The sequence below is a fragment of the Aeromicrobium sp. genome, assembly GCF_047606445.1.
Classification (GTDB): domain Bacteria; phylum Actinomycetota; class Actinomycetes; order Propionibacteriales; family Nocardioidaceae; genus Aeromicrobium.
Genome location: NZ_JASGEK010000021.1, coordinates 1 through 11,833 on the forward strand (window position 1 = coordinate 1; position 11,833 = coordinate 11,833).

Sequence of the window (11,833 nt, forward strand, 5' to 3'; positions counted from 1 at the left end):
CTCGACCGGGCGCCGCGCGACCTGCGCGCCCGCGCCGACCGGCTCGCCCGCGACTGGCAGGCCCGCGCCACCGAGCGCATCCGCACCGCCGTCGCCGACCGTCGGCTGTCCACCGACGTGCTCGCGCTCGGCGTGCCCGGCCTGACCGTCTCGCTCCTGGTGCTGGCGCTCGGCGGCGAGAACGCCGAGTCCGGCCGGATCGGCAAGCGGGTGCTCGACGCGGTCCTCACCCGTCCGGTCGTGACAGCGCTCGCCGCCGACGTCGCCGGCGATCTGCGCACGCGGGTGGCCGCGCTCGTCGCCGAGGAGGAGGCCCGCTTCGCCGCGCTGACCCCGGCCCCGTCGGCGGTCCGCGCGATGCAGGACGATCTGCGCGAGGCGGCCCGCAAAGCGGAGCACGCGCGCCACGTCGACGGCTTGGAGTCCCGTATCCTTCAGGGCTCACAGGCGAAGGACTCGGAGGGAGGGGTGCGATGAGCCAGATATCGGAGCCGGCGGCACCGGTGTACCGCGAGGACGTCGGCGAGATCGGCCGCCGCGTCGACGGACTGACGGCCGCCGCCTCCGCCGCGCGCCTCCGCCTGCCCGACTCGGTGCTGGCCGAGGCCGAGCAGCTCTCCGAGCGCGTCGTCGAACGCCTCCGGCTGTCCGGCCAGCACACCATCGTCGCGCTGGCCGGGGCCACCGGCTCGGGCAAGTCGTCGCTGTTCAACACCTTGACCGACCTCGACCTCGCGGGCGTCGGCCTGCGTCGTCCCACCACCTCCTGGCCGTTGGCCTGCGCCTGGGGCCCCGACGGCGCCGAGGGTCTGCTGGAGTGGATGGGCATCCCACCGCGCCACCAGGTCTCGCGCATGAGCATGCTCGACCGCTCCTCCGAGGACACCAAGCTCGACGGCCTCGTGCTGCTCGACCTTCCCGACCACGACTCCACCGAGGTCGCGCACCACATCGAGATGGACCGGCTGGTGCGCTACGCCGACCTCATCGTGTGGGTGCTCGACCCGCAGAAGTACGCCGACGCCGCCATCCACGACCGCTACCTGCGGCCGATGGCCTCCTACAACGACATCTCGGTCGTGGTGCTCAACCAGATCGACCGCATCCCCTACGAGCAGCGTGAGCGGGCCGTCGAGGACGTGCGCCGCATCATCGCCGCCGACGGCATGGACGACGTCCCGGTCTTCGGCGTCTCGGCGAGCCGCGGCGACGGCGTGGACGACCTCAAACGCGAGCTGGCCCGCCGCATCCGCGCCCGCGAGTCCGCGCAGGAGCGGCTGCTGGCCGACGTCGGCCAGGTGGCCGAGAAGATCGCCGCGGTCGGCGGCCGCGCCCAGGTGCCGGGCGTCTCCGACGCCGACCGGGCCGAGCTGGACCGGGCGCTGTTCGACGCGGTCGGCGGCACGCAGCTGGCCACGGCGGTCGGCGCGTCGAGCCGTCGTCGGGCGATCCGGCTGGGCGGCTGGCCGCCCACCCGCTGGATCGCGGGTCTGCGCGCGGATCCGTTGGAGGAGCTCGGCGTCGACCTCGACGACCGCGAGCTGGAGGTCACGAGCCTGCCCGACGCGATCAAACCCCAGCGCTCGGCCGTCGAGACCTCGGTGCGCGTGTTCGTGGAGAAGGCGTCGGTCGGTCTGGAGCGGTCCTGGCGTGACTCGGTGCGTTCGGCGGTCGACCAGGTGGCCGGCTCCGGCGGCGCGACGGCGGCCGTCGAGGACGCGGTCGCGGGCATCCCCATCGGCTTGCGCGGCCTGGGCTGGCTGCACGGCGTCAACGTCGTCCAGTGGCTGTTGCTGCTGGCCTCGGTCTGCGGCTTCAGCTGGTGGCTGACCGACTCGGTGATCGGCATGAACGTGCCGAAGTCGCCGCTGGTCGGCGGTTTCGGCCCGTTCGACGGCCGTCCGTTGTCGCTCGCGGTCGCGATCGGCGGGCTCGTCGTCGGAGTGGTCCTGGCCGGTCTGGCGCGTCTCGGCGCCCGGCTCATCGCCCGCTGGCAGGCCAAGCGCGTCGACCGCGAACTGCGCTCGGCGCTCGGCCGGGTCGGCGAGCAGCTGGTCGTCGCGCCGGTCGAGGCGGAATTGGCGGTCTACGAGCGCTACCGCGCGGGTATCGCCGCCGCCCTGGGCTGAACCGGTCCGGGGGCGCGTCGCTAGGGTGGGGGCACCATGGCTGACTACGTCCTCTCCCTGCGCAACATCCGCAAAGCCCACGGCGACAAGGTCGTCCTCGACGACGTCTCGCTGTCCTTCCTGCACGGCGCCAAGATCGGCGTCGTCGGCCCGAACGGCATGGGCAAGTCCTCGCTGCTCAAGCTCATGGCCGGGCTCGACCAGCCGAACAACGGCGACATCGTCCGCGACCCCGACGCCACCGTCGGCATGCTCCAGCAGGAGCCGCCGCTGACCGAGGGCAAGACGGTCCTGGAGAACGTCGAGGAGGCGGTCGCCGAGATCAAGGGCAAGATGGCGCGACTGGAGGCCGCCTACGCCGAGATGGCCGAGCCGGACGCCGACTACGACGCCCTCGGCACGGAGACCGCCGAGCTGCAGAACTACCTCGACGCCGTCGGCGCGTGGGACGTCGACTCCAAGCTCGACCAGGCGATGGACGCGCTGCGCTGCCCGCCGGCCGACGTCGTCGTCGACCACCTCTCCGGCGGCGAGCGCCGCCGCGTCGCGCTGTGCAAGCTGCTGCTGCAGCAGCCCGATCTGCTGCTGCTCGACGAGCCGACCAACCACCTCGACGCCGAGTCGGTGCAGTGGCTGGAGGGGCACCTCAAGAGCTACCCGGGCGCCGTTCTGGCGGTCACCCACGACCGGTACTTCCTCGACAACGTCGCCGAGTGGATCGCCGAGGTCGACCGCGGCTCGATCCACGGCTACGAGGGCAACTACTCGACGTACCTGGAGACGAAGAAGGAACGTCTCAAGATCGAGGGGCAGAAGGACGCCAAGCGCGCCAAGATGCTCGAGAAGGAGTTGGAGTGGGTGCGCTCCAACGCCAAGGGACGTCAGGCCAAGAGTAAGGCGCGTCTGGCCCGCTACGAGGAGTTGGCGGCCGAGGCCGAGAAGGCCCGCAAGATCGACACCTCCGACATCAACATCCCGGCCGGTCCGCGCTTGGGCGACGTCGTGCTCGACGCGAAGAACCTCGCCAAGGCCTTCGACGGCCGGGTGCTGTGGGACGACGTCAGCTTCTCGCTGCCGCGCGCGGGCATCGTCGGCGTCGTCGGCCCGAACGGCGTCGGCAAGACGACGCTGTTCCGCATGATCACCGGCGGCGAGACGCCCGACTCCGGCGAGTTGAACGTCGGCCAGACCGTCTCGATCAGCTACGCCGACCAGAGCCGCGAGAACATCGACCCGGACAAGAACGTCTGGGAGGTCGTCTCCGGCGGGCTCGACTTCATCAAGGTCGCGAACTTCGAGATGAACTCGCGCGCCTACGTCGCGTCGTTCGGCTTCAAGGGCCCGGACCAGCAGAAGAAGGCCGGCGTGCTGTCCGGCGGCGAGCGCAACCGGTTGAACCTGGCGCTGACGCTCAAGCAGGGCGGCAATCTGCTGCTGCTCGACGAGCCGACGAACGACCTCGACGTCGAGACGCTGTCGAGCCTGGAGGACGCGCTGCTCGACTTCCCCGGCTGCGCGGTGGTGACGTCGCACGACCGGTGGTTCCTCGACCGCATCGCCACGCACATCCTCGCCTGGGAGGGCACCGAGGAGAACCCGGCGCAGTGGTTCTGGTTCGAGGGCAACTTCGCCTCCTACGAGGCCAACAAGGTCGAGCGCCTCGGCCCCGAGGCCGCCCGCCCCCACCGTGTCACCCACCGCCGCCTCACCCGCGACTGACCTGGGTCGCCTTCTCGCCAGATTTGCTGGCTTATCCACCGTCTGACTCCGCAGGAACGGTGGATAAGCCAGCAAATCTGGCACTTGGGTTATCCACAGGGTCTGGCATCGCATAGTCACACTGTCCACAGGATCGATATCGGGGCTTGGCTGGAGTGGTGACGAGGATGACGGTGGAGTCATGCGCTCCATCCCTGAAGAACTCCACGGCATCGCGTTCACGACACAGGACGCGCGTGCGCTAGGCGTCAGCGACCGCATGCTCGAAGGCGCCCGGTTCGTGCGACTGCATCGCGGCGTCTACCGCACACGTGAAACGGCGCCGACTCTGCCATTGCGGGTTCGAGCCGCGCAGTTGGCGCTGCCGCTGGAAGTCGCGGTCAGCCATGTCACGAATCTGAGGCTGCGTGGGTTCGATATCGGTCCGGAGGAGCCGCTGCACTTCGCGACGAATCGACCGGTTCAGCGAGTCCCGAACGGGGTGGTGCTGCATCGGTACCGTCATGAGCTGCTGCTTGAGATGAGAGCCGGCGTCGTGATGACTCCGCCAGCGAGGACGTTCGTCGACACCGCCACGCAACTCGACGATCGGAGGCTGCTGCGCGTCGGTGACTGGCTGGTCTCTTCTGGCGCTGTGAGCGTGGACGATTTGCGGAGTTTCTGCCTCACGTCGCATCTCGATGGTGTTCGGCGTGCGCGACGGGTGGCTCCGTTGGTCCGTGCGCGAGTGGCGTCTCCGAAGGAGAGCGATCTGAGGTGGACGCTTCATCGCGCTGGCTTGCCGGAGCCCGAGGTGAACGTCGATATTCATGACGATCATGGCGCCTGGTTGGCGCGCGGCGACCTCGTCTATCGACAGCGCAAGGTTTTGGTCGAGTATGACGGGTGGCAGCACGAGCGTGACGCGAGACAGCGACAGTGGGACTACTTGAGGCGTGAGCAGTTAGAGGCCGCTGGTTGGCGAGTCATCGTGGTGACGGTCGAGGATTTCCAGCGACCGCACCTCATCGCCGTCCGGATTCGACAAGCTTTGTGGCCACGTTCTTCCAGATTTGCTGGCCTATCCACCGTCTGACGGCGTAAGAACGGTGGATAAGTCAGCAAATCTGGGGAGAGGGTGACCCTAGAAGGAGCGGGCGCCGAGGTGGGTGGCGACGGTGGCCATGACGGAGCCGACGGTGGCGAAGTCGGCGGGGGAGGCCTGGGCGACGAAGTGGTCGTGGACGCCGCGGACGTGGGTGTGGGCGGCGCGCTCCAGGGCGGCGAGGCCCTCGTCGGTGAGCACTGCCGAGACGCCCCGGCCGTCCTCGGAGCACTGGCCGCGCACGACGAGGCCGTCGCGCTCCAGGCGGGAGACGGTGTGGGTGACGCGGCTGCGGGAATGTCCGACGGCGGCGGCCAGCTCGGCCATGCGGATGGACCGGTCGGGGGCCTCCGACAGGCGCACCAGGATCTCGTACTCCGGCATCGAGAGGCCGTGCTCCGTGCGCAGGTCGCGGTCGAGCTGGTCCATGAGGGCGGTGACGCCGCCGAGGAAGGAGCGCCACGACACCTGCTGGTCGGCGGACAGCCAGGGCGTGTCGGTCGGGGTGTCCTCGGGGGTCGTGCTCACGGGCTCACTCTAGTCGGCGTCGATCCGCGATCGCGTCGCCCATCTAGTTGAACATTCATCTATATGCTACGGTGGGATCACCGACCACTTCTCCAAGGAGCGCGCATGAGCATCGTCACCCCCGGCACCTGGCACCTCGACCCCACGCACACCGAGATCGGCTTCTCGGTCCGCCACCTGATGAGCAAGGTCCGCGGCACCTTCGAGTCCTTCAACGGCACCCTCGTGACCGCCGAGGACGTCACCGCCTCGACCGTCAGCGTCGAGGTCGAGCTGAGCTCGATCAACACCGGCGCCGCCGACCGCGACACCCACCTGCGCGGCGGCGACTTCTTCGACGTCGAGTCGAACCCGAAGATGACCTTCGCGACCACCGGCGTCACCGCCACGAGCGACACCGAGTTCGTCGTCACCGGCGACCTCACGATCAAGGGCGTCACCCGCCCGCTCGACCTCGCCGTCGAGTTCCTCGGCGAGGGCAAGGACCCCTGGGGCGGCACCCGCGTCGGCGTCGAGGCGACCGGCCAGATCAGCCGCAAGGAGTTCGGCATCGACTTCAACATCCCGCTCGAGGGTGACAAGGTCATGATCGGCGACAAGATCACCATCACGATCAACGCCGAGGCAGTGCTGGCCGCGGACGAGGCCTGATCAGGCCGGGAGCGGCCTCAGCATGCGGACCGCGAGGTCGGCGTGCAAGGCCCCGAGCTCCTCGGGCGTGTGAGCGCCGCCCGGCTCGAACCACCGCACCAGGTCCACGCTCAGACTGAGCACGGCCCGCGCGGTGCCGCGCAGGTCGCCCACCTCGAAGACGCCCTCGTCGACCCCCTTGGCGAGGGCGTCTCGCATGCGCTGCTCCATGCGGCGGCGCAGGTCGGCGATGACGGCGCGGTGCTCCGGCGTCAGCGCGCCGAACTCGTACTGCACCACCCGTCCGGTGCGGCTGTGCTCGGCGTGCCAGACGCTGAACGCGCGCACCATGGAGGCCACCCGTTCGACCGGCGTCGCCCCGTGGGCGGCGGCCTCGGTCAGCGTCGTCAGGGCGTTCTGGTGCCCGCGCAGCGAGATCGCGAAGAGCAGGTCCTCCTTGGTGGCGTGGTGCACGTAGACCGCGGCCGGGCTCATGCCCGCGCGCGAGGCGATGTCGCGCGTCGTGGTCGCGCCGTAGCCGCGTTCGGCGAACGCCTCGACGGCGGCGTCGACCAGGCGGTCGCGGGCGGGGGTGCTCATGGGCGCTCCTTGTGGGGGGACGTGGTGGACAGCATGGACCAGCGATGGCATGCTAAGCAAGCGCTTAGTCGCATTTCCGTCCCATCGCCTGTCTGGAGAAGCTCCGCATGGACCGCACCATCTACACCGACGACCACGAGGCTTTCCGCGAGACGTGCGCGGGCTTCCTGTCCAAGAAGGTCGCCCCGCACATCGAGCAGTACATCGAGGACAAGGCCCTGCCGCGCGACTTCTGGCTGCAGGCCGGCGAGCTGGGCCTGCTCGGCCTGGAGATCCCCGAGGAGTTCGGCGGCTCCGAGGCCGGCGACTACCGCTTCAACGCGGTCCTCGGCGAGGAGCTGAGCAAGGTCAGCTCGGCGCTCGGCTCCTGCTGGGGCATCCACGCCGACATCACCGCGCCCTACATCGCCGCGCTCGGCACCCAGGAGCAGAAGGAGCGCTGGCTGCCCAAGGTCGCCTCGGGCGAGTGCCTGCTGGCCATCGGCATGACCGAGCCGGGCGGCGGCTCCGACCTCGCCGCGCTCAAGACCACCGCGGTCCGCGACGGCGACGAGTGGGTCGTCAACGGCTCCAAGACCTTCATCACCAACGGCTACAGCGCCGACCTCGTCGTGACCGCCGTGCGCACCTCCCCGGAGAAGGGCGCCAAGGGCATCACCCTGTTCGGCATCGAGGCCACCGACGAGGGCTTCAGCCGCGGCCGCAAGCTCGACAAGGTCGGCCAGACCGAGTCCGACACCGCCGAGCTGTTCTTCGAGAACGTCCGCGTCGGCGACGACCGCATCATCGGCCAGCTCGACATGGGCTTCATCCACATGATGCAGAAGCTGCCGCAGGAGCGCCTCGGCTGCGCGGTCTCCAACATCGCCCAGGCCAAGCAGATCCTCGCCGAGACCATCCAGTACGCCAAGGACCGCAAGGCCTTCGGCCAGTCCATCGGCGCCTTCCAGTGGAACAAGTTCCTGCTGGCCGAGCTGGTCACGCAGATCGAGGTCGCCGAGGCGTACGTCGACAACGCCGTCGCCGCGCACGCCGAGGGCAAGCTCACCGCCATCGACGCCGCGAAGGCCAAGTTCTACAGCTCGGACGTGCAGAACAAGGTCCTCGACCACTGCGTCCAGATCCACGGCGGCTACGGCTTCATGAACGAGTACCGCGTCGCCCGGGCCTGGCGCGACGCCCGCGTGACCCGCATCTGGGCCGGCTCCAACGAGATCATGAAGGAGCTCATCGGCCGCGACCTCGGCTTCTGAGCCTCCTCACCACCACACACCCCGGGAGAAGAAATGCCTGAAGCCGTCATCGTGTCCACCGCGCGCTCGCCCATTGGCCGCGCCGTCAAGGGCTCGCTCAAGGACATGCGCACCGACGACCTGGCCGTGCAAATGGTCAAGGCCGCGCTCGACAAGGTCCCGTCGCTGGACCCGAAGGACGTCACCGACCTGCACCTCGGCATCGGCCAGCCGGCCGGCGAGGGCGGCCACAACATCGCCCGCGTCGTCTCGGTGCTGGCCGGTCTCGACCACCTGCCGGGCGTCACCGTCAACCGGTACTGCTCCAGCTCGCTGCAGACCACCCGCATGGCCTTCCACGCCATCAAGGCCGGCGAGGGCGACGCGTTCATCTCGGCTGGCGTCGAGACGGTCAGCCGGTTCGCGAACGGCTTCGCCGACGTGCCCGGCTCGGAGAACCCGTTGTTCGCCGACGCCATCGCCCGCACGGCGAAGCGCGCCGAGGGCGGCGCCGAGTCGTGGACCGACCCGCGTGAGGCCGGCTCGCTGCCCGACCAGTACATCGCGATGGGCCAGACGGCCGAGAACGTCGCGCAGTACCTCGGCATGAGTCGTCAGGAGCAGGACGAGTTCGGCGTCCGTAGCCAGAACCTCGCCGAGGCGGCCATCGAGTCCGGCTTCTGGGCCACGGACATCACCCCGGTCACGCTGCCCGACGGCACAGTCGTGAACAAGGACGACGGTCCGCGCGCGGGCGTCACGCTGGAGGCGGTCAGCGGCCTCAAGCCGGTCTTCCGTCCCGACGGCACGGTCACCGCGGGCAACGCCTGTCCGCTCAACGACGGCGCCGCGGCGGTCGTCATCATGAGTGACGTCAAGGCCAAGGAGCTGGGTCTGACCCCGCTCGCGCGCATCGTGTCGACGGCGGTCACCGGCCTGTCGCCGGAGATCATGGGCCTCGGCCCGGTCGAGGCGATCCCGGCCGCGCTGAAGAACGCCGGCCTCGGCATCGACGACGTCGACCTGTACGAGATCAACGAGGCCTTCGCCGTGCAGGCGTGGGGCTCGGCCAAGACGCTCGGCATCCCGATGGACAAGCTCAACGTCAACGGCGGCGCCATCGCCGTCGGCCACCCGTTCGGCATGACCGGCGCGCGCATCACCAGCACGCTGATCAACTCGCTGCAGTGGCACGACAAGCAGTTCGGCGTCGAGTCGATGTGCGTCGGCGGCGGCATGGGCATGGCGATGGTGCTGGAGCGCTTGTCGTGAGCCTCGCGGGGCGGTTGCGCCACGACGGCAGGGTCGCGATCGTCACCGGCGCGAGCCGGGGCATCGGCTACGCCATCGCCGAGCGGATCGTGGCCGAGGGCGGCAAGGTCGTCATCACCGCGCGCAAGGCCGAGGCGCTCGCCGAGGCGGCGGGCCAGCTCGGCACGCCCGAGCAGGTGCGGTGGGTCGCGGGCAACGCCAGCGACTCTGCCCATCAGGACGAGGTCGTCGCGACGGCGCTGGAGGCCTTCGGCGGTCTCGACTATCTGGTCAACAACACCGGCATCAACCCGGCGTACGGGCGCATGGTCGACATCGACCTGGAGGCCGCGTCGAAGATCTTCGACACGAACGTGGTGGCCGCGATAGGCTGGGCGCAGAAGGTCTACCGGGCGTCCTTCGAGGCCAACGGCGGCGCGATCGTCAACATCGCGTCGGTGGCGGGCCTGCTGCCCGCGCCGAGCATCGGCACCTACGGCGCGTCGAAGGCGGCGCTCATCCACGTGACCAAGGAGTTGGCCGTCGAGCTCGGCCCGACGGTCCGGGTCAACGCGGTGGCGCCGGCGGTCGTGAAGACCCGCTTCGCCGGGGCACTCTACGAGGGTCGCGAGGAGGAGGTCGCCCGCCCGTACCCGCTCAAGCGGCTCGGCGAGCCGGAGGACATCGGCTCGGTCGTGTCGTTCCTGCTGTCGGCCGACGCGGCCTGGGTCACCGGCCAGACGCTCACCGTCGACGGCGGCCTGCTGCTCACCGGCGGCGTCTGAGTCGCCTGTTTGCCATGTGGAGGCGGGTGGCCGATTCCTACGAGGCTGTCGCCGCGACGGCGTTCGGTGCGCTCGCCTCCCAGAGGACGGACAGCGGGAAGGCCCACATGCGGTCGGCGATCTGATGGCTGCGCGCGTCGAGGCCGAGGACGGCCCCGCCGAGGAAACGGTCGCCCAGACGTTCGGCGAGCGAGCGGATCGCGGAGAAATGCTCTTTCCTGTAGGTCTGTGTCGCTTTGACCTCCAGCAGGAAGACGGAGTTGTCGGCGAACTCCATGACGAGGTCGACTTCCAGGCCGTTGCGGTCGCGGAAGTGGTAGAGGTCGAACTCCTGGGAGGTCCATGTTTGTTGCTTGGTGAGTTCGGTCGCGGCGAATGACTCCAGATAGACGCCCAACAGAGGTGTCTCGGAGAGGTCGGCCAGGCGCGCGGGCGCCGTGCGGTTCAGGCGGAGCGCGAGCGCGGAGTCCGTCACGCTGACTTTGTGTCGTCCGACCTCGCGGCGTGTGAGGTTGGCGCTCCACGGGCGGAGGTCGGTGGTGAGGTAGAGGGTGTCGAGAGCGGACAGATACGACCGGACGGAGGACTTGGGCATGCCGAGTTCGTTCGCGATGCGCGCTTGGACCAACTCGCCGGACTGGTTGGCGGCGATGAGGCGCAGCACGGCGGAGAGCCGGTCGGCGGACAGGCCACGGGAGACGTCGGCGATGTCTCGGTTCAACAAGCGATCGATGTAGCCGTCGATCCAGAGTGTGCGCATGCGAGGCGTGAGAGTCCCGAGCTCCGGGTAGCCGCCTCGGGCGAGCGCCTCGATGTAGTCCGAGCGTGCCCATGAGGTGATGAACGCGTGAGGCGACGCGGGAAGCTCACGGAGCCACGCGGCGAAGTCGTCAGGCTGCCCGGAGAGCTCGCCCTGGCTGAACCCCTGCAGATGCAGCGTCACAGCTCGGCCCGCCAAGGAGTCGGGGGTGCGGGACAGGCGGAGCAGATCGGATGAGCCGGTCAGGAGGAAGCGTCCAGGACGGCGGTCCTCGTCGACGGCGGATTTCACGGCGAGCAGGAGTTCGGGACAGCGTTGGATCTCGTCGATGACGAGCGTGTCGTTCGGGAACTGTCGGACGAAAGCGTGGCTGTCGGCGAGGGCTGAGGTCCGGGTCGTCTCGTCATCGAGTGAGAAGTGGTGATGAATCCGGTCGTTGACGAGCATGCGGGCGAAGGTGCTTTTCCCGGTCTGCCGAGCTCCTTGGACCACCACCGTGGGGAAGGCGTCGAGAGCTTCCAGCCCCAGCGGCAGAAGGTGGCGTGGAAGGAGGTTCACGCCGCTCATCCTAGTTAGGTCGAATGTTCGCTGATAGTCAGGTCGAACGTTCGCTGATAGTCAGGTCGAACGTTCGCTGATAGTCAGGTCGAACGTTCGCTGATAGTCAGGTGGCGGGGTGGTGGCCCTTCTGGGCCATAGGCGCCGGTGCGTCCCTCCGATACGTTTGTGGGATGGCGTTTTTCAAGGCGGTCGCGGCGAGCCTGCTGACGTTGTCGCTGGTGGTGGTCGCGGCGGTCCTGGCCGGCTCGGACGTCCGCGCTGCTGACCATGACGGAGTCTGCGGCGCGGCGCTGTCGGTCGTCCGGGACGGGTCGGCCTACGCCGGTGGCGAGTACCGCGTCGATCAGGAGGAGTTCGACGACCGATGCCTGGCCGTCGCGACGCCTCGGGTGAGGCTCGCGGCTGGGCTCGGCCTCGGCGGGCTCCTGGTCCTGCCTATCGCCGTCGTGCTCGTCCGTCGCGCCCATGCCGAGGCGTTGGTGGGTAATACCCCCGAAGAGCGCCGAGATGGTGGGTGATAGGCCCCCGAACCCCCCAAGGGGGTTAACTAACGC

General features: G+C 69.2%; 11 protein-coding genes and 1 pseudogene. 9 read left to right on the top strand and 3 right to left on the bottom strand.

Translation table 11 applies throughout. From position 1 onward, the window contains the following. The 4 genes and pseudogenes from QM621_RS05615 to QM621_RS05630 all read left to right on the top strand — a co-directional run. Positions 1–477 (top strand): annotated as a pseudogene (locus QM621_RS05615) (hypothetical protein); the annotation flags it as partial. Further along, entirely contained in the window at positions 474–2,129 is a 1,656-nt protein-coding gene (locus QM621_RS05620; RefSeq protein ID WP_414989381.1) for a GTPase family protein, read from the top strand. The pseudogene QM621_RS05615 and the gene QM621_RS05620, both read left to right, overlap by 4 nt. Positions 2,130–2,165: 36 nt before the next feature. After that, positions 2,166–3,848, top strand: coding sequence for an energy-dependent translational throttle protein EttA (ettA, locus tag QM621_RS05625; protein WP_414989382.1), 1,683 nt, complete (start codon positions 2,166–2,168; stop codon positions 3,846–3,848). 181 nt (positions 3,849–4,029) lie between these two features. Further along, positions 4,030–4,923 (top strand): DUF559 domain-containing protein, encoded by an 894-nt coding sequence (locus QM621_RS05630; protein WP_414989383.1) that lies wholly within the window; start codon positions 4,030–4,032, stop codon positions 4,921–4,923. A 48-nt stretch (positions 4,924–4,971) separates the two neighbouring features. Here QM621_RS05630 and QM621_RS05635 read toward each other — a convergent pair whose 3' ends face one another. Then, complete coding sequence (locus QM621_RS05635) at positions 4,972–5,460, bottom strand: MarR family winged helix-turn-helix transcriptional regulator (protein ID WP_414989384.1); 489 nt, start codon at positions 5,458–5,460, stop codon at positions 4,972–4,974. Between the two features lie 105 nt (positions 5,461–5,565). Here QM621_RS05635 and QM621_RS05640 point away from each other — a divergent pair, with 105 nt between their 5' ends. After that, positions 5,566–6,111: a YceI family protein gene (locus QM621_RS05640; RefSeq protein WP_414989385.1), complete on the top strand. Its 546-nt coding sequence runs from the start codon at positions 5,566–5,568 to the stop codon at positions 6,109–6,111. Here QM621_RS05640 and QM621_RS05645 read toward each other — a convergent pair whose 3' ends face one another. Continuing rightward, a complete protein-coding gene (locus QM621_RS05645) occupies positions 6,112–6,690 on the bottom strand; it encodes a TetR/AcrR family transcriptional regulator (protein ID WP_414989386.1) in 579 nt (192 codons plus the stop codon). A gap of 107 nt (positions 6,691–6,797) precedes the next feature. Between QM621_RS05645 and QM621_RS05650 the strand changes: the two genes are divergently transcribed. From QM621_RS05650 to QM621_RS05660, 3 genes are read left to right on the top strand one after another with little or no spacing between them, the layout of a single operon-like run. After that, on the top strand, positions 6,798–7,943 hold the full coding sequence (locus QM621_RS05650) for an acyl-CoA dehydrogenase family protein (protein WP_414989387.1): 1,146 nt from the start codon (positions 6,798–6,800) through the stop codon (positions 7,941–7,943). 33 nt (positions 7,944–7,976) lie between these two features. After that, entirely contained in the window at positions 7,977–9,194 is a 1,218-nt protein-coding gene (locus tag QM621_RS05655; RefSeq protein WP_414989388.1) for an acetyl-CoA C-acetyltransferase, read from the top strand. Further along, positions 9,191–9,958: an SDR family oxidoreductase gene (locus QM621_RS05660; protein WP_414989389.1), complete on the top strand. Its 768-nt coding sequence runs from the start codon at positions 9,191–9,193 to the stop codon at positions 9,956–9,958. The genes QM621_RS05655 and QM621_RS05660 overlap by 4 nt, the downstream gene beginning before the upstream one ends. A 37-nt stretch (positions 9,959–9,995) precedes the next feature. Here QM621_RS05660 and QM621_RS05665 read toward each other — a convergent pair whose 3' ends face one another. Next, positions 9,996–11,276 (bottom strand): ATP-binding protein, encoded by a 1,281-nt coding sequence (locus tag QM621_RS05665; RefSeq protein WP_414989390.1) that lies wholly within the window; start codon positions 11,274–11,276, stop codon positions 9,996–9,998. Positions 11,277–11,449: 173 nt separating this feature from the next. On the opposite strand from QM621_RS05665, the gene QM621_RS05670 reads away from it, so the two are divergent. Next, the gene (locus QM621_RS05670; RefSeq protein WP_414989391.1) at positions 11,450–11,797 is read left to right on the top strand and encodes a hypothetical protein; all 348 of its coding nucleotides are present in this window, start codon (positions 11,450–11,452) and stop codon (positions 11,795–11,797) included. Positions 11,798–11,833 lie beyond the last annotated feature (36 nt).

What these genes read in the sequence shown, in the direction of transcription:
- QM621_RS05620 (WP_414989381.1), top strand. Translation starts at nt 474, where the DNA reads ATGAGCCAGATATCGGAGCCGGCGGCACCGGTGTACCGCGAGGACGTC.
- ettA (WP_414989382.1), top strand. Translation starts at nt 2,166, where the DNA reads ATGGCTGACTACGTCCTCTCCCTGCGCAACATCCGCAAAGCCCACGGC.
- QM621_RS05630 (WP_414989383.1), top strand. Translation starts at nt 4,030, where the DNA reads ATGCGCTCCATCCCTGAAGAACTCCACGGCATCGCGTTCACGACACAG.
- QM621_RS05640 (WP_414989385.1), top strand. Translation starts at nt 5,566, where the DNA reads ATGAGCATCGTCACCCCCGGCACCTGGCACCTCGACCCCACGCACACC.
- QM621_RS05645 (WP_414989386.1), bottom strand. Translation starts at nt 6,690, where the DNA reads ATGAGCACCCCCGCCCGCGACCGCCTGGTCGACGCCGCCGTCGAGGCG.
- QM621_RS05650 (WP_414989387.1), top strand. Translation starts at nt 6,798, where the DNA reads ATGGACCGCACCATCTACACCGACGACCACGAGGCTTTCCGCGAGACG.
- QM621_RS05655 (WP_414989388.1), top strand. Translation starts at nt 7,977, where the DNA reads ATGCCTGAAGCCGTCATCGTGTCCACCGCGCGCTCGCCCATTGGCCGC.
- QM621_RS05670 (WP_414989391.1), top strand. Translation starts at nt 11,450, where the DNA reads ATGGCGTTTTTCAAGGCGGTCGCGGCGAGCCTGCTGACGTTGTCGCTG.